Origin of the sequence: Dyella halodurans (assembly GCF_026283925.1) — a bacterium.
Taxonomy (GTDB): domain Bacteria; phylum Pseudomonadota; class Gammaproteobacteria; order Xanthomonadales; family Rhodanobacteraceae; genus Dyella; species Dyella halodurans.
In genome coordinates this window covers 173,379-191,133 of the sequence record NZ_JAPDPF010000008.1, presented here as the reverse complement: position 1 = coordinate 191,133, position 17,755 = coordinate 173,379, and the positions used below count along the sequence as shown (strand labels likewise).

The 17,755-nt window shown below is 64.9% G+C and carries 13 protein-coding genes; 7 read left to right on the top strand and 6 right to left on the bottom strand.

Going from position 1 to position 17,755, the window contains the following annotated elements; genetic code table 11:
* Positions 1–159: 159 nt before the first annotated feature.
* Entirely contained in the window at positions 160–1,704 is a 1,545-nt protein-coding gene (locus OUZ49_RS16380) for a S53 family peptidase (RefSeq protein ID WP_266151639.1), read from the top strand.
* Positions 1,705–1,711: 7 nt separating this feature from the next.
* Here OUZ49_RS16380 and OUZ49_RS16375 read toward each other — a convergent pair whose 3' ends face one another.
* Both OUZ49_RS16375 and OUZ49_RS16370 read right to left on the bottom strand, forming a co-directional pair.
* Positions 1,712–2,278: a YbhB/YbcL family Raf kinase inhibitor-like protein gene (locus OUZ49_RS16375; protein ID WP_266151638.1), complete on the bottom strand. Its 567-nt coding sequence runs from the start codon at positions 2,276–2,278 to the stop codon at positions 1,712–1,714.
* A gap of 72 nt (positions 2,279–2,350) precedes the next feature.
* Positions 2,351–3,208 (bottom strand): fumarylacetoacetate hydrolase family protein, encoded by an 858-nt coding sequence (locus OUZ49_RS16370; RefSeq protein ID WP_266151637.1) that lies wholly within the window; start codon positions 3,206–3,208, stop codon positions 2,351–2,353.
* A gap of 226 nt (positions 3,209–3,434) precedes the next feature.
* Between OUZ49_RS16370 and OUZ49_RS16365 the strand changes: the two genes are divergently transcribed.
* From OUZ49_RS16365 to OUZ49_RS16340, 6 genes are all read left to right on the top strand, one after another.
* Positions 3,435–4,997 carry a serine hydrolase domain-containing protein gene (locus tag OUZ49_RS16365; protein WP_266151636.1) on the top strand — a complete coding sequence of 521 codons (1,563 nt, stop codon included), beginning with the start codon at positions 3,435–3,437 and terminating at the stop codon, positions 4,995–4,997.
* A complete protein-coding gene (locus tag OUZ49_RS16360; protein WP_266151635.1) occupies positions 4,994–6,106 on the top strand; it encodes a serine hydrolase domain-containing protein in 1,113 nt (370 codons plus the stop codon). Before OUZ49_RS16365 ends, OUZ49_RS16360 begins: the two co-directional genes overlap by 4 nt.
* A 48-nt stretch (positions 6,107–6,154) precedes the next feature.
* A complete protein-coding gene (locus OUZ49_RS16355; protein ID WP_266151634.1) occupies positions 6,155–6,943 on the top strand; it encodes an alpha/beta fold hydrolase in 789 nt (262 codons plus the stop codon).
* A 150-nt stretch (positions 6,944–7,093) separates the two neighbouring features.
* On the top strand, positions 7,094–7,933 hold the full coding sequence (locus OUZ49_RS16350; RefSeq protein ID WP_266151633.1) for an SAM-dependent methyltransferase: 840 nt from the start codon (positions 7,094–7,096) through the stop codon (positions 7,931–7,933).
* Positions 7,934–8,399: 466 nt separating this feature from the next.
* Positions 8,400–8,714, top strand: a complete 315-nt coding sequence (locus tag OUZ49_RS16345; RefSeq protein ID WP_266151632.1) for a hypothetical protein — start codon at positions 8,400–8,402, stop codon at positions 8,712–8,714.
* 7 nt (positions 8,715–8,721) lie between these two features.
* The gene (locus OUZ49_RS16340; protein ID WP_266151631.1) at positions 8,722–10,572 is read left to right on the top strand and encodes a GGDEF domain-containing protein; all 1,851 of its coding nucleotides are present in this window, start codon (positions 8,722–8,724) and stop codon (positions 10,570–10,572) included.
* On the opposite strand, the gene OUZ49_RS16335 is transcribed toward OUZ49_RS16340, so the two are convergent.
* From OUZ49_RS16335 to OUZ49_RS16320, 4 genes are all read right to left on the bottom strand, one after another.
* Complete coding sequence (locus OUZ49_RS16335) at positions 10,565–12,187, bottom strand: ArnT family glycosyltransferase (RefSeq protein WP_266151630.1); 1,623 nt, start codon at positions 12,185–12,187, stop codon at positions 10,565–10,567. The genes OUZ49_RS16340 and OUZ49_RS16335 overlap by 8 nt on opposite strands.
* Positions 12,188–12,293: 106 nt before the next feature.
* The gene (locus tag OUZ49_RS16330) at positions 12,294–15,338 is read right to left on the bottom strand and encodes an efflux RND transporter permease subunit (protein WP_266151629.1); all 3,045 of its coding nucleotides are present in this window, start codon (positions 15,336–15,338) and stop codon (positions 12,294–12,296) included.
* Positions 15,335–16,381: an efflux RND transporter periplasmic adaptor subunit gene (locus OUZ49_RS16325; protein ID WP_266151628.1), complete on the bottom strand. Its 1,047-nt coding sequence runs from the start codon at positions 16,379–16,381 to the stop codon at positions 15,335–15,337. The genes OUZ49_RS16330 and OUZ49_RS16325 overlap by 4 nt, the downstream gene beginning before the upstream one ends.
* Positions 16,378–17,748 carry a TolC family protein gene (locus tag OUZ49_RS16320; protein ID WP_266151627.1) on the bottom strand — a complete coding sequence of 457 codons (1,371 nt, stop codon included), beginning with the start codon at positions 17,746–17,748 and terminating at the stop codon, positions 16,378–16,380. The genes OUZ49_RS16325 and OUZ49_RS16320 overlap by 4 nt, the downstream gene beginning before the upstream one ends.
* Positions 17,749–17,755: the final 7 nt, after the last annotated feature.

Sequence of the window (17,755 nt, the reverse complement as noted above, 5' to 3'; positions counted from 1 at the left end):
ATGCATTTTAGCGCCTCGCGCCGCGCCTGCCGCTCCGGACGCATTGACGCGGGCGGTGAGACCGCCATTGCCCATGATCCATGAACGGCATCACCAGGCATCACCCGGCTCACACGTTCACCGATGCAGTCTCTCCCAGCCCACCAAGGAGTCCGATCCATGAGCACGACCGCCGCCCATCGCAAGCATTGGCCCCTGGCCGCCGAGGCCCGATACGTGGGCCCGCACGAAGGCACCGAGCCCATCGACGTCACCGTGGTGCTGCGGCGGCGTGGCGACCGTCCCGCGCCTGCCGCGTGGCCGCACAAGCTGGCGCCCCGGCGCGAGGACTTCGGTGCGCAATGGGGGGCGGATCCCGCCGATGTGGAGCACGTGCGCGGCTTTGCGCGCCAGCATGGGCTGCAGGAGACCGGGTGCGAGCCGCATCGGCGGGTCCTGCATCTGCGTGGCACGCCGCAGGCGCTGCAACAGGCTTTCGGCGTGACGCTGGGGCGCTATCAGTTCGATGACGGTGGAGCGGAGATGCTCGGCTGCCACGGCCAGCCGAGCTTGCCGGCCGATCTCTCGTCCAAGGTGATCGCCGTGCTGGGCCTGGACAAGCGACCCGTGGCGCGCCCCCACTTCCGCCGTCCTGCGGCGCAACCCGCAGTGACCTACACGCCGGTGCAACTGGGCCAGCTTTACAGCTTCCCCTCCAACGCCGATGGCAGTGGCCAGACCGTCGCCGTGCTCGAGCTGGGCGGTGGCTTCACCCAGGCTGACTTCACCCAGTACATCCAGGGCCTCGGCATCAACCCGGTGCCGACGGTGACCCAGGTATCGGTGGCCGGGGGCAGCAGCCAGACCGGCAGCGACGCGGATGGTGAAGTGATGCTGGATGTCGAAGTGGTCGGCGCGCTCTCGCCGGGTGCCGCCATCGCCTTGTATTTCGCACCGAATACCGATCAGGGCTTCTACGAAGCCATCTCGCAAGCCGCACACGACACCACCAACCACCCCTCGGTGATCTCGATCAGCTGGGGCGGCCCCGAAGACAGCTGGGCGGCGAGCTCGCTCGCGGCGATGGAATCCGCGCTTCAGGACGCCCTGGCGCTGGGTGTCACGGTGACCGTCGCCTGCGGCGACAGCGGTTTCACCGATGGCGAGAGCGATGGCCAGCCGCACGTCGACTTTCCTGCGTCCAGTCCCTACGCCCTTGCCTGTGGCGGCACCAAGCTCGTTGCACAGGCCAGCGCGATCCAGAGCGAGGTTGTGTGGAACGAACTGGCCAGCAACGAAGGCGCGACCGGCGGCGGCGTCAGCACCAGCTTTGCCCTGCCCACCTGGCAAAGCACCTCGAAGGTACCGGCAGGCGCAAACAACTTCGTGGGACGCGGCGTGCCGGACGTGGCCGGTGACGCCGATCCGAATACCGGCTACGAGGTGCGCGTGGACGGCAACAACGAAGTCATCGGCGGCACCAGTGCGGTGGCCCCTCTATGGGCTGCCTTGATTGCGCGTTTCAACCAGCAGCTGGGAAGCAGCCTGGGCGATCCCCACGAAGCGTTCTACAGCATCGGTCAAAGCGCATTCCACGACATCACCTCGGGCAACAACGGCCATTTCAAGGCGGCCAAGGGCTGGGACGCCTGCACCGGCCTGGGCAGCCCTAATGGCACCGCCCTGCTCGCGGCGCTGGCGGCCATGAAGCCGGCAGCCGCCTGACCGAGGATCAGCGACGCTCGAAGAGTCCTTCGAACGTTCCGCGCGCCAGCAGCTTCCCTTGGAGCGCATCGACCAACGCAGCGCGGCGCGCGCCCTGCGCGAGCCCGGACGGCCGACCCAAGGCGAACAGCTGGAATACGTAGCGATGCGTGCCATGCCCCGGCAAGGCACGCGGCCCGCTATAGCCCAGGTGGCGAAAGGTGGTAAGGCCGAACACGCACGGTACGCCGTCATCTGCACCGAGGCCGCCGTCATCCACCAGCGTGAAAGAAGGATCGATGCCTGCGGCGATCAGGTGAACAAACGGGCGCCGCAACGGCGCGTCCGGGTCCTCCATCACCAATACCAGCTCGACCGTACCGGGCGGCGTGGCCGACCAGGCCAGTGCGGGGAATACGTTGGCACCCACGCCTGCGCCCGCGTACCGTACGGGAATCATTCCTCCCGCGGTGAAAGCGGTGCTCGCGAGTTGCAAGGCCGTCTCACCGGCTTCCACCGGCAAGTCGCGGCAAAGCAGGTGTCGATCGCCGGCACGGCGTCCGCGCAGCAAGGTACCGAGTAGACGTGCAATCACTGCAGCGAGGCCATGCCGGGAAAGGGCGCCCAGGGAACCACGGCACGGCCCTCCTGCTCCAGTGCCACGGCCTCAGGCCTCGTCAGCCACCACATTGCGCAGGACGCCGATGCGCTCGATATCGACTTCGCAGACATCACCGGCCTTCATGTATACAGGCGGCTTGCGCGCATAGCCCACGCCCGACGGCGTACCCATGACGATCACATCGCCCGCATCCAGGGTCATTGCCTCGCTGAGCAAGGCGATGGTCTGCGCCACGCCAAAGATCATGTCGCTGGTCGATGCGCGCTGCATGACCATGCCATTGAGACGTGTCTCCAGCATCAGGCCCGTCGCCCCCAGCGGCAATTCGTCCGCCGTCACCACCCACGGCCCGAAAGCGCCAGTGCCGTCGAAGTTCTTGCCCACGGTCCACTGGGGTGTGAGCAGCTGGTAGTCACGGATCGAGCCGTCATTGAAAGCGGCGTAGCCAAAGACATGATCCAGCGCGGCCGCCTGCGCAATATGCCGTCCACCGCGACCGAGGATCACCGCCAGCTCGCCCTCGTAATCGAACTTGTCCGAGACACGCGGACGGATCAGGTGTTGCTCGTGCCCGATCAGGCTGGACGCAAAACGCGCGAACAAGGTGGGATAGGCCGGTGGCTCGAAGTCGAATTCGTGGGCATGGTCGCGATAGTTCAGGCCGAGGCAGACGATCTTGCCGCTCTCGCCGCACGGTGGAAGAAACGTGACGGCCGCGAGATCGATGCGTTCACCGGCGCGAAGATCGTCCGCGGCGCGAGCCAGGTCGCCCGCGCTCATGCCCACCAGCGACGAGAGGGGACCGGGGTAGCCGGCTTCGCCCGCGAAGCGCGCCCGATAGCCGCCATCGCTATCGATGGCCACGCCTTCGCGGTCGCCTTGAATGAAACGCAGCAGTCGCATCACGGCTCTCCTTCAGGCATCTGCCACCAGGTTGGCATGCGTGCGCGACCTGGGTCGCCAGGACGAACGGCACTGCACCAGCTTAAACCTTTGGGGCAGCATGCCGCATCGCAGTTCGGGGCGGCCATCGCGGCGCGTGGCGATTCCTACAGGATGGGGAGCATCACCGATGTTCGTGCATCGCGTCAGACGTCCACTCCGCAGCTGCTTTCCAACCCTTGGGCGTTTGCGCACACCCCGCATCGTGCTGCTCGCTGCCGGCATGATGTGTGCCGCCCATGCGTTGGCGCCCAGCGATCCCTTCGAGGCCATTCGCCGCTCCATCCCCGCCCAGTTGCAACAGCAGCACGTGCCCTCGCTTGCCGTCGCGGTAGCGCAGGATGGCCGCATCGTTTGGGAACAGGGCTTCGGCCTCGCGGACAAGGAACACCAACGGCCCGCCACCGCACAGACCATGTATTCGCTTGCGTCCATCTCCAAGCCGCTGACCGCCACCGCGCTGATGACGCTGGTGCGTGCAGGCAAGCTCGATCTCGACCATCCGATCAATGACTACCTGGGCAACTCGCCCCTGGTCGCGCGGATTGGCGACGCGCGCAACGCCACGGTAAGACGCGTGGCCAATCACTCCTCCGGCTTGCCCGAGCACTACCAGTTCTTCTATGCCAACGAGCCATGGCGGCGGCCCACGGCCGACATCATCATCCAGCGCTATGGCCAGCTCATGACCCCGCCGGGGGAGACGTTTCGCTACTCCAATCTCGGCTACGGCATCCTCGACCACGTCATCGCCAGGCTCGCGGGCAAGTCCTTTGCCGAGGTCATGCACGATGCGGTGTTTGCTCCGCTTGGCATGCAGCGCAGCGCGGTCGATACGACCGCCAGGCTGGGCGCCCTCGAAGCCGTTCGCTATGGCCACGACGGGCAGCCCATTCCGCCCTATCAGACCGATCATGACGGCGCCTCGGCGATCTACGCGAGCGCCCACGATATGGCGCGCTTCGGCATGTTCCAGCTGAAAAGCCACCTGACCGACCAGGCGGCCATCCTGCCCGATGCCCTGATCGACGCCATGCATCAGCCGACGATGGATGAAGGCAATGGCAAGAGTTATGGCGTCGGCTGGGAAATCAGCCAGCAATCCGGCTATGAAGTAATTTCGCATGACGGCGACATGCCTGGCGTGCGCACCGAGCTACGCCTGATTCCTGCCAGGAATCTGGTCGTGGTCGTGCTCACCAATGCCGAGGAACGGCTGGCTCCCGTCGTCGCCGACCAGATCATGCAAGCGATGTTGCCCGGATGGACGCCTGCGCCAAAATCCCCCTCCTCGACCACAACGACGTTCGAACCACCCGACGAGTGGATCGGTGTATGGAAGGGGACGGTCGACACCTATCAGGGCGCCATCCCGATCACCCTGCAGGTGCTGCCGTCCGGCGATATCAAGGTCACGCTCGAGGATCAGCTGACTTCGTTGCTCAACGAAGCCCACATCACCAAGAGCGGCTTCCTGCGCGGCGTCACCACGGGCAGCCTGCATATCGACGATGCCGCGCGACGCCCTTATGTCCTCGGCTTCAACCTCAAGCTTCGTGACGGCCATCGGCTCGATGGCGCCATCACGGCACGTGCCGATGATGACGGAGTATCGCCCACGCACGGCCTGTTCCCCTCGGTCGATGGCCAACCGCGCCCGCAGCGCATCCAGAACCGCGGCTTCGTGCTGGCCCAATGGGCCGAGCTGAGCAAGCAACCAACGACCACCCCAAGCAAGGACAGGCCATGAAACGCGCACGGACGATCTGCGGTGCCCTATGCCTCACGTTGGCCTTGAGCGCCTGCGCCGGCGCGGGAAAGACGGAACCGCCTGCCAGCGCACGCGCCCGGGCACTGCATGCGCTGCTCGACAGCCAGGTGCCGAAGCTGCTGGCCGATAATGGGGTGCCGAGCGTTTCCATCGCGCATATTGAGAACGGCCAGCTGGTGTTCGTGGCGGCCTACGGCTCGCAGAGCCCCGGCGTGCCGGCCACGGAGGCCACGCTCTACAACGTGGCGTCGCTGACCAAGCCGGTGACCGCACAAGTCATGTTGCGCCTGGTCTCCGAAGGCAAGATGGCGCTGGATGAGCCTATGTACAGATACTGGCTCGATCCGGATATCGCCAAGGACGAACGCGCGAAGCTGCTGACCCCGCGCTACTCGCTAAGCCACCAGACCGGCTTTCCCAACTGGCGCCGGATGACCGGTGGTGTACTGACGTTCAAGCGACCGCCAGGCCAGGCTTTCGGTTACTCCGGCGAAGGCTACGAGTACGTCAAACGCTTTACCGAGAACAAGCTGCAAACACCGTTCGAAACGCTGGCGGAAGCCCAGGTACTGCAACCGCTGGGCATGACCAACACGGCCTATACCGGCCGCCCCTGGTTCAAGGGACGGATCGCCGTGCCGACCAACGCGCACGGCAAGCTGCTCGAACCCGAGATCGCCGACAAGGCGTTTGCATCCGACATGCTCTACACCACCGCGCGCGACTACGCGAGGTTCATGCAGGCCGTGCTCGACAACACCGGCCTCACGCCCGCGGTGGCCCAGGAGCGCATTCGCATCCAGGTGAGGGAGAAGATCCCGAAGTGCATGCCGATCAAGGCAGGCTGCCCCGATGATGAAGGCATGGGGCTGGGCTGGGAGGTGATCCGCTTTGGCGATGACACCTATCTGATGCACGACGGCTCGGACGAAGGCGTCGCCACCCTGGTCTACCTCAGCCTGAAGGACCGCAATGGCACCGTGCTCCTCACCAACAGCGACAACGGCAAGAAGCTGGTATTGCCCATTTTCGACCTGATCGGCAGCGACCCCAGCCTGCTCGCCTGCCTGCGCAACGAAACCTGTTGAACCGTGGGAAACCCGGACTTCCTGCCCTGCAGCCGACATCGAGTGACCATGGATGCACGCCTTTCTCCTCACCAGACAATCGGCATACAAGGTCGGCAACTTGCCTACCGCACCGCTGGCAACGATGGCGGCGAGCCGGTCCTGCTTATCCATGCCTTCGCCAGCCAGTCGACCAGTTGGGCCGGGTTGGCCGGTGCGCTTGCGCGACAGGGGTTGCGCGTCATCGTGCCCGACCTTCGTGGCCATGGGCGCAGCGCCTGGGCCAATACCTATGCGCTGGAGGACTTCGAGCGGGATCTGATCGACCTGCTCGACGCACTCAGGTTGCGGCGCTTGAGTCTGGTCGGCCACTCACTGGGAGGACATCTCGCCTTGCGACTGGCCATGCGCCTGCCCGAGCGCATCGATCGAATCGTCATCGAAGCCGCCCCCGTGCCACCGAGGGATGCCGCCGAGGCGGCAGAACTCCATGCCCTGCAGACGAAACCCGGGTGGTGGAGCTCCGCTCAGAAGCTTGGCGCTGGAAGAATCGCCCGACTCTGGCTGCTCAGGGAATTCGACTTTCGCTCGGCGCGCACGGTGCTGCCGGCGTTGCGCTCACCGATGCCGCTCTGGTGGCAAGGGCTCGGCAAGATTGAAGCACCCTGTTTGTTGCTGGCCAGCCACAATGACGGCGCTGTCACCCGGCGCATGGGCTTGCTCACCAAGCAACTCCCGCACGCCAGCGCCCACTACCTCGGCAGCGGCCACCGCTTGCACGCCGAGCACACGGAAGCTTTTCTGGAGGTCGTGGTGCCGTTCCTGACCAGCCATTTTCCCTTGCAGCAGTCGCTTTAAGTGGCATGGCGGTGCCCGTCAGCCAGGAACGGTCAGGAGGGTCCTGTACTCGCCACGGTGGCAACCGCCATGACGCTCCACGTATGCTGAGTGCCGCCGACAAGGGAACCGACGGCCCGCAGCCCGTCAAACACTCAGGAGCATTGCGCATTGAGCACGCCCACTTCGACTGGCAGCCTCGCCTGCGTTGGCATCGGCATTACCCTCGGTTCGCATATCAGCCCGCTGGCTCGCAGCTACATCGAGAGCTCCGAGGTGGTGTTCGCCGCCGTTTCCGACGGCGTCGTCGAGCTCTGGCTGGCCCAAATGCATCCTGACGTACGCAGCCTGCAGCCCTACTACGGCGAGGGCAAATCGCGCAAAGAGACGTACCGGCAAATGGTCGAGGCCATCATGACCGAAGTACGCGCGGGCAAGCGCGTATGCGGTGTGTTCTACGGTCACCCGGGCGTGTTCGCGTGGGCACCCCACCGGGCCATCAAAGTGGCCCGACAGGAAGGCTATCGTGCCCATATGGAACCGGGCATTTCATCCGAAGACTGCTTGTATGCCGACGTTGGCATCGACCCTGGAACGTACGGTTGCCAGCATTTCGAGACCAGCCAGTTCATGCTCTATCGGCGCCGCTTTGACCCCAGCGCCTGGCTGATTCTATGGCAGGTCGGACTGGCAGGCGACCAGACCAGCAAGCGGTTCGCCACCGGAGCCGCCTATCGGCAGGTGCTCGTGGACGTGTTGGCACGCGACTATCCGCTGGACCATGAAGTCATCGTCTACCGCGCGGCCACCCTGCCCATCCAGTCGCCCCGGATCGAACGCCTGAAGCTGAGCGAACTGCCCAGGGCTGAACTTACCATGTCAGATACTCTGGCCGTCCCCCCCGCCCAGCCCATGCAGGCTGATCCGGACATCCAGGCTCGACTGACGGCTCTGGACGATATCTCCGTATTCGAGCCGTTATTGCGCGAACAGGTGACAACAGCGCCGTGAGCCCGGGTGCCAGGCCAGTCGAAGCGCCTGTGCGTGGCACAATTCTGGCCAGGAACGTCACGGCGCTGAGGGCCAGGAAGAACCGCAGGAGGATCGCAAGGGCGACAAGGCAAAGGAGGCCTGTCATAGCCACGCCATTACCGCCTGACGACATGCCAATCCCGCTCCATCCAGGGCCGGAACCGCGTATCAGGCTGGCGTGTAATAAATATTTAAGAGATATTCGTTTCTTATATCTGCTCAGTGGGCACGGTCGATAGGGCCGCGCCCGAACCGACTGGCCCCTCTTGTGGCCTCACAGGGGCCGGATAAGCCCTGAACCTTTGGTCAGGAGCGGCAACAGCCGTGCCTTAGACATACTTGGCTGCAAAGCGGGATATGATCGGCCCGCTAGGCTACGCCAGGGGGAATGGGGGAGCTTCAGCAGTTCTTCGTCGCACATACGACAATCAGGGGGCATTTCATTATGTCGGGCGTTATCGACTTTCTTGAACGAATGGGCCGAGACGCGCAGCTGCGTCAAGCCTCAGAAGACGACCTAGCAGTAGCCTTGTTGGAAGCGCAGATCGAAGCCTCGTTGGGCGCAGCCATTATTGCCAAGAGCACCTCCGAGCTTTACGCGCTCTTGCACCAGGGACCGATGTTCCACGTCCAGATGGATCCAGGCAAGGAAGAGGAGGATGAGGAAGAGGACGACGACGGGGAAGGAAAGCCATCGCCAGAGAGCAAGGTGCGAGTGGAACCTCTTCACGCCGATCGCATTGCCACTGCAGTGACCTAAGCTCCTTATGCCTTGGCAAGGCAACATTTGCCGCAAGCCTTTGGCAGGAGCCTTCCTGCTTATTGGCATGTGCACAGGCACGGCCGCTTTGGCCGTGCCTGTGCCGGACGACGCTGCGCAGCTGTTGGCGCGTGCCGAAAGCGTCAGGACGTCCAATCATCCCGAGTTCGTGAGCATCCTCGATCGGCTTGATCAACAGATCGCCAGCCTGTCTTTAGAACAGCAATGGCACGTGCGCTATCTCGATGCCTGGCAGATCGCCTTCGATGGGAATTACACCAAGGCCGGCGTTGCGCTCAAAGCAATTGCCGAACAGTCGCCGTACGCCCCATTTAGACTCCGCGCCACCGCCACGCTGATCAACATCCTTGGCTTTGGACATCGCTACGAAGATGGATTCGCCCAATTAGACCAGCTGGACAACCTGCTAACCAAGGTTAGCGACAAAGAGGCGCGCTTCTATGCGCAGGGCGAGGCTGCCCAGTTTCTGATCATCGCAGGCCAATACGACCTGGCCGGCGAATATGCGGAGCAAATGTTCCAAAACGTCCCTCCAGGAAAGAGCGCCTGCAAGGCGACCTACATGAAGCTGCATGCGCTCTTTCACGCCAGCACCGATCGCGTAGAGCAGCCGCAGTTTCAGCAAGGCATCGATGTATGCGTGCAAAGTGGCGAATCGCTGTTCGCAAACGCGCTGCGCAGTGATTTGGCGGGCCTGGATATCGAGCTAGGCCAGTCGGAAAACGCCATCAAGCTGCTACAGGCGCACTATGCAGAGGTCGAGGCGTACCACTACCCGGCGCTGATGGAGTTCTTCAACATCCTGCTGGCGAAGAGCTATTTGAAACAGGGCGACCTCACCAGGGCGCGCCAATTTGCCCTTGCCACGATCGCAAATGCCGTCGAGAACGAATTCAGCGAGCCACTGATTCAGGCATACGACATCCTGTATCAGCTTGAAACAAAGCAGGGCAACGCACGTGCAGCACTCGCCTACCATGAAAAATTCATGGCCTCGGACAAAGGCTATTTGAACGATGTAAGCGCACGGGCACTGGCCTACCAGACGGTCAAACAGAAACTGCTCGCCAACAAATTACAGGTAGACACGCTCAACAAGCAGAACGAGATTTTGCAGCTGCAGCGGGCGCTCGATCACAAAGCCGTTGAAACCGGCCGCCTCTATATCGCGCTGCTTTTGACTGTGCTTGCTTCCATTGCGTTCTGGCTTTATCGACTCAAGCGCTCGCAGCTGCGCTTCATGCGCCTGGCGCAACAGGACAGCCTGACCGGCATCTATAGTCGTCAACACTTTGTCGACGCCGCGGAACTGACGCTACGGCAGGCGGCGAAATCCACCCGCAGCGCCTGCCTGCTCCTGATGGACCTGGATCATTTCAAGCTGGTCAACGACACCTACGGCCACAGCATCGGCGACGCCGTGCTGAAGCGCACCGTGGCCGAATGCCAGGCCCATCTGCTTCCGCGCGATTTATTCGGGCGACTGGGCGGCGAAGAGTTTGCGATCCTGCTTCCCGAATGCGGACCGGCGCTGGCACGCGAAAAAGCCGAGCTCATTCGCCTGGCCATCGCCGCAACGCCCGCGGATGGCGAAACGCGCGACGTATCGATCTCAGCCAGCTTCGGCGTGGCCTCGACCGACCGCAGCGGTTACGAGCTGCGCCAGCTCATGATCGATGCCGACAACGCGCTCTACCGCGCCAAGCGCGATGGTCGCAATCGCGTGGTCTATGGCGAGATTGGCGATGTCTCGGCCGAGCCCAAGGCCGATACCGGCCGGCATGTGGTGAACAACGACCTCGGCAATATGCCACCGCACACCGGCATCGTCAGTTGACGTCCAAGCGGGGCGCCGATTTGGGCGGGCGCTCCAATAGTTTGGGATTGGCCAAGGCGGCCCGCGACGACACCAGGCCCACCCATCCGTTGGCGAACTTCGCCGAGTCTTCTACGCCGGGCGGCACACGGCCGCGACCGGAGTAGAACAGGAAATAACCGTCGGGATACTGCTTCGCCCACGCCAGCGGATCAGGCGCCGCGGCCAGCGGCTCGGGGAGTCGGGCCAGGAAGGTGATCAGTCCCGGCTCGTCATCCGAGCGTGCCATGGGAATACCGCGCTCGCGCAAGCTGGCGACGCGCTGCGCGATGTCGGTCAGGTCCATCGCACCGAGCACTTGCACGCGTGCGATCGGCAACAACGCCATGGTGAGCAACAGCATGGCAACGGTGGACCGCCGCTCTGGACGCGCGCGGCGGCTTATCAGCAGATACAGCGCCGCCAGTGCGATCAGCGAAGCCGACAACAGATGCAGCCAGATGGCCGTGTCGCCATTGGTGTCCACAAGAGGCATCGGCGGCCTGCCGAACCTGGACCACAGCCATAGGGCGGCGAACACGACCACCATGGCCCACATGCGCCGGGAGGACAGCAGCTCGCGATCTCGGCGGAGCCAGGTGCCGAGCAAAAGGGCGACGCCGGGCAGCAAGGGCAACAGGTAGTGCATCTGCTTGCCGCTGACCAGGCAAAAGGCAATCAAGGCCGGAACCGAAGCGCTCAGACCGAAGCGCGCCGCGGCGGCGCCGGACTGCTCACGCACCACCGCCGCCACGCGGCGCCAGCGCACGAGGATGGGCCACGGCAGCAACAGCACCGGCACCCACGGCAGATACCACCAGAAGGGCCGCTTGTGCGCGAAACTCTCTACCACGCGCCCCGCCGTCTGCCGCAGCAACAGGTTATGCGCATCGGTAGCACTGAGGTTATGCACGGCGGCCCAGGCCCACAGCAAGGTAGGCAAGCCGCCCAGCACGGCGACCAGCACCATCGCGATGACCTTGCGCCAGGACGCAGGCTGCTCGGCGGCCGACCACCAGCGCGCCGCCAGTATCGGCAACGCCAGGTGCAGCAAGGCCACCGGCCCCTTGGCCAGCACGCCTAGGACGCTGGCGACGAAGAGCATGAGCAGCGCCCCGCGGCTGCCCGTCTGCACATAGCTGACGATAGCCAGGAAGCCAAGCAGCACGCAGAAGCACAAGGTGACGTCGAACATCACCACGCCACTGAACAGCGCGAAGAAGATGAAACCCATCAGCAGCCATGCCGCCTGCCCCGTGGCATCCGGCGCGAGGCGGCGCTCCAGCCGCCGGCATAGCTCGACGCAACCCATGCCGAACAGCAACACCATCGCGCGCGCCGACCACAGCGAAGTGCCCAGCACGCTCCAGCTGGCATTGATCATCCAGAACAGCAGTGGCGGCTTGTCGACGTACGGGAAGCCATTGAGATGCAGGGTGATCCAGCTTCCGCCCTGGCGCATTTCCCAGGCGATGCTCAGATAGCGCGTCTCGTCGATCGGCACGGCAGGCAACACCGTCAACAACGGCAGCAGCAACAACATCAGCAGCGCGGGCGAGACCCGCAGCGTGCCGAGACGACCAAGCCTGGAATTCATGAGCGGATCTTGCACTGCCTCGCTTACAGACCCATTAGTCTTTCACAGGGAGCTTGCGTCGATCAAACCCAGGCCATGCTTACGCGTTGCTGACGGGCCATGAAGCTCATGGCCCGGCGGTGCGCTGCTTACGGCCCAAGGTGAGGCCGATAAGCGTCGGCATCACCAACAGCACCAGCGGATACTGCAAGGTCAGGCCCGCGATGATGGCGATGGCCAGCGGCTGCTGGATGCCCGCGCCCTGCCCCAGGGCGAGCGCGAGCGGGAACAAGGTCAGGATCGCCGCCAGCGTCGTCATGGTGATCGGCCGCAGTCGGTCACGGCTGGCCGCGCGCAGTGCCTCGAACGGCGACATCTCGCGTGACAGGTTGACGTACTCGGACACGTAGAAGATCGCCATTTCGGTGCCCATGCCGATGATCATGGTCATGCCCATCATCGCCGTGATGTTCAGATCCACGCCGCACAGCCACAGCGCGATGAACACCGCGGTGGCCGAGAACAGCGAACAACCGATCACGATGAGAGCCAGCCCCGGGCGGCCATACAGGAACAGCAGCAGCACGAACTCCGCCACCAGCGCCATCAGGAACACCTTGCTCAGGCCAACGAAGGCGATCTGTTGCTGCTCGTACAAGCCGCCGAGCTCATAGCGCATATCGGCGTCCAGCATGCCGGGCTGAGCCAGCATCTTCTTCACGTCGGCGACGCTCGCACCGATGCCACGGCCTTCGATGCGTGCGGTGACGGCCACCATCTGTTGCAGGTTCTCGCGGGATATCTGCGGCTGGCCGGTGACTGGCGTCACCGAGGCGACGCGTCCCAGCGGAAACACGTGTCCATCGGGTGCCTTGATGGGCAGTGCAATTAACTGCGGAATGCGCCACTGCGTCGCATTGGGCATGCGCACGAGCACGCCGACACTCTTGGTCGCCGATGGCAACTCGGTGGCCACCACACCGGTGAGCGCATTGTTCACCGCCTGGGTGACCGCCTGCACGGTCATGCCTTCCAGCGTCGCCTTGTCGGCATCGACATCCACGTTCAACGCATCGCCGGCCAGCTGCACGCCGTCCTTGATGTCGACCACGCCGGGAATATCGGCCAGCGCCTTGGCGACCTTTTCGGCCTGCGGCACCAGTTGCTCGGGATGGGCGGCATACAGCTTGATCTCGATCGGCTGCGGCACCGCGGTGAGGTCGCCGATCAGATCCTCCATCAGCTGCGCCAGCTCGATGTCCACGCCGGGAACTTCCTGCTCGACATGCGCGCGCACATCGCTCATCACGTCCTCGGTGGATCGCTCATGCCCGGGCTTGAGCCGCACGAAGAAATCGCCGTGATAGGACTGCCCCAGATCACCGCCCAGACCCGTGCCGAGACGGCGCGAGAACGTATCCACCTCGGGCATGCGATGCAGGATGTCCTCCACCTGGCCGATCTGGCGCGCCGTTTCGGGCAGCGAGGTGCCGGGCTTGGTGTAGTAGTCCATCACGAAGCCACTTTCATCGACGGCCGGCATGAAGCCGGTCGACACCCGGGTGAAGGCCACGCCACCCACGATCAGCAACGGAATGACGATGGCGAGCAGCCACGCGGGGCGGCGCCCCAGACCGTCGTAAAGGGTGGCGTGGGTGCGCGCCAGCCACTTCTCGTGACTGAAACCCGGGTCCCGCCACTGCGTGAAGTCGACCAGCCGGCGCAGCAGCGGCGGCACCACCCATGCCGCCACCAGCCACGACACGGTAAGTGCGCTTGCCATGGTCACCGACAAGGCCTTGGAGAAGGCACCCGTCACGCCGCTGAGCAGACCGAGCGGAATGAACACGATCAGGGTGGCCAGGCTGGACCCGGTGAGTGGCGCCAGGAATTCGCGCGCCGCCGGCAGCACGGCATCCGGCCCGCCGCCCACCTCCGCACCCGCGCGACGCGCGACGTGCTCCACCATCACGATGACGTCGTCGATCACCAGGCCCACGGCCGCGGCAATACCGCCCAGCGTCATGATGTTGAAGCTCATGCCCATGACCTGCAGCAGCAGGACCGTCACCGCAAGCGTCACCGGCACTACCAGCATGGCGATCAAGGTCACGCGCAGGTTGCGCAGGAACAGCAGCAGCACGGCGGCGGCGAGCAGCAGGCCGATCAACACGGCGTCGCGCACACTGTTGGCCGATTCCACCACCAGCTCGCTCTGGTCGTACCAGGACCTGAGCTTGACGCCCGCGGGCAGGCGGAACGTCGCCAGCTTGTCGCGCACCTGCTGCGCAATCTGCACGGCATTGCCGTCCGGTTGTTCGTAGACGTTGAACAACACGGCCGGACGACCGTCCTCGCTCACCTTGATCCACTGCGGAACGTAGCCATCGCGCACGGTGGCCACGTCGCCAAGACGCACCCAGCCATGCGCATCGTTCTTCAGCATCACCTGGCGGATCGCCTCGATCCGCTTCAGCGAGTGATCGGCGACGACCAGATAGAGCTTGTTGCGATCCTGCAGGCGTCCCACCGCCTGCAGCTGGTTGGCGCCGGCGAGCGCATTGGACACATCGTCAAGGCTCAGGCCGTATTGCGCGAGCTTGCGCGGATCAGCTTCGACCTGCAGCTCGGCGGTCTCGCCACCTTGCACGTCGACGCGGGCCAGGCCTTCCACCGAGGCGAGCAAGGGCACGATCTGGTACTGGGCCAGATCACGCAGCGCCACCGGCGACATGCTGTCCGACTGCAGCGCATAGGAGATGATCGGGAAGACCGTCGGGTCCATGCGCCGCACGTTATAGGTCGCGCCCGGCGGCAGGCTGGGCAGCACGCGTGCAATCGCCGAGTCGACCAGCAGGGTCGACGCCACCATGTCGCGGCCCCAGCCGAAGTCGATGGAAATCTGCGCGGAACCGCGCGTGGTTTCCGAACGCAGGCCGGCCACGCCGGGCACGGTGCGGATCGCCTCCTCGACCGGGCGCGTCAGCAGCAGCGAGGTCTGGTCGGCCGGACGATCGCCAGCATCCAGATCCACCACCACGCGCGGAAACGACACCTGCGGAAACAAGCCCACCGGCAAGGTGAAGGCGCTGGCGAGGCCAGCTAGGGCGAGCGCAAACGCCACGATCACGATGGCCCGGGCATGCCGGGCGAGAAACGTGGAGCTATTCATGGATGCGCGTCCGGCGCCTGGATGCGAACGGCCATGCCGTCATCGAGCTGGGTGGCACCGACGGTCACCAGCGGGCGCTTTGCATCGAGCTTGCCGCTGGCCACGCTGGTGCTGTCCGATTCGCCGAGCACCTGCACCGGCACCCGCACGGCCTTGCCGTCGGCCACCTGGAACACATAACGGTCTTCTTCGTCGCCAAGCACCGCGTCACGCGGCAGCAGCCAACCCTGGGCCTGGCCGACCACGATGTCCGCACGGAAACCCTCGCCAGCGACCGGCGTGCCATCCGGCACCACTTCGACGTCGAGCTGGTGCGTATGCGGGTTCAAGGCGCGCGCAACCCGGCGCACGGTGCCGTGCATCGGCTCGGCGGCATCCAGCGGCGTCAACGCGACCTTGGACCCCGTCTTCACGCGCTCCATCGCCTCGCGCTCGATGCCCACGGTAATCACCAGGCCGTCGCCACGATGCACGGACAGCAGCGGCGCCCCAGGTTGCAGCGCATCGCCTTGCGCGGCATCCACGGTCACCACCGTGCCGTCGAACGGCGCGGTCAGCTCGAGCCTTGCGGCACTGCCCTGTTGCTGGACCAGGGCATCAAGGTTGGCCTGCGCATCCTTCAAGGCCTTGTCCGCCTGTTCCAGCTGATCGCGCGTAGCCAGCTGCTGCGCCAGCAATTCGGACGTGTGGGCGCGCTGTGTTTCAGCCAGCTTGCGCGCGCTGAGCGCCTGTTGATAAGCCGCCACCGCGGCAGGCGCCAGCTCGAACGACAGCAGTCGCTGCCCGCGCTTCACCGGTGTGCCGGGTGTCACGGCCCACTGCGTGACGCGACCCGCCGCCTGCACGTTCATCACCAGCGCGGCGTCAGCCGCGGGACCGGCCGTGCCATAGGCCACGACCAGGTCGGGCAGGCTGCCCTGGCGCACCGGCGTGGTGGAGACGGCCGCACTCACGGCGGATGTTTCGGGTGTCTCGCCGCCGGAACAGGCCGCCAGCGCCAAGGCGGCGATGGCCGGAACAAACCATGGCAGTCGGGAAATCATGGGGCAATCACATCCTGGTCAAGTGAACTTGGCATGCCACGTCCCACCAGCAGCTCCAGCGCGGCCTGCTGCTCCAGCATGGCCTGCTCCAGCGCGATCATCGCGATCTGGCGGTTGATGGCAGCCACGTCGAGATCGACATAGCTACGAAGGTCCAGCAGCCCCGCCTGCCACGCCGTTCTGGCCCGGGCCGCGGCATTGACGGCATCGCTGGTGACGGGAGCAAGCGCAAGCCACTGCTCATGCAGCTGCGCGTACTGCGCCAGCAAGCCATTCACTTCATCGCGTGAGGTGGCCAGGCGCGTGACATATTCCTGATGCAGTTGCTCGCGGGTGGCGCGGGCGACGCCGATATTGCCCTGGTTGCGGTCGAAGATCGGCAAGGCGAACGACACCGCCGGACCGCCGTTGCGCACGCGGCTATTGTCCTGGGACGCGTCGTAACCAATCGACAGCGGCGGAAACTGCGCGAGCACGGCAGCGCGCAAGCTGGCGTCCTGCGCCTGGTAGCCAAGCTGCAAGGCCACCATGTCGGGTCGGCGCCGGCTGATGGTGGCCGCCTCGCTTTGCACCGATGCCGCGTCCAGGTCCGCACGCGCCAAGGGCGCGAGCGGCACGACCACGTCGGGCTTCAGCCCCAGCAGGGCGGTCAGTTGTTGCTGCTGGTCGAGGCGACGCCGCTGCAAGTCATCCATCGCCGCGCGCGCATCGGCCGCGGCGGACAGATCCGGCTCGACCGTCAGGCGCTCGAGATTGCCCTTGCCGACTTGCTGGGTAATCCGCGCTTCGCGCTGCTTCAGCACATCCAGCGCCTGCTGCTGCAACTGGATCTGGCGGTCCCCTTCGACCAGTCCGATCACCAGCAGCCGCGCCTTGCCAAGCGTCTGCCATTGCTCCCACAGCAGGCCGGCGTCGACTTCGTCGGCCGCCGCCTTGGCGGCTTCGCGACGTGGCTTGAGCGTGATCAGCGCGGCGATGTCCTGGCTGATCGACGCGGTCCAGGCGGTGGCATCGCCCACGCCCGAGAGCAGGTAACCGACGCTGCCGCCCACCACGGGGTTCGGCAGCACGCTGTCCTGCCGGCGCTGCGCCTGGGCCGCCTGGTGACGCGCATGCGCGGTCCGCAGGTCGGGGTTGTTCAGCAGCACCAGGCGCTCCACCGCAGTCGCATCCAGTGGCAGCGTGGTACCGGCATAGCCATGCAGTTCGGACAGCGACGAGGCGGACTCCGCCTGCGTGGGTAACGGCAAGGGCTTGTAGCTGGCACAACCGGCCAGGCCAGCGCCCAGCAGCGCGGCGATGAGGACGGCGGCCCGCAGCCGATATGCGGTTACGCCCGAGCAGCAATGGAGTCTGGGAAGCAGCACCGAAAAG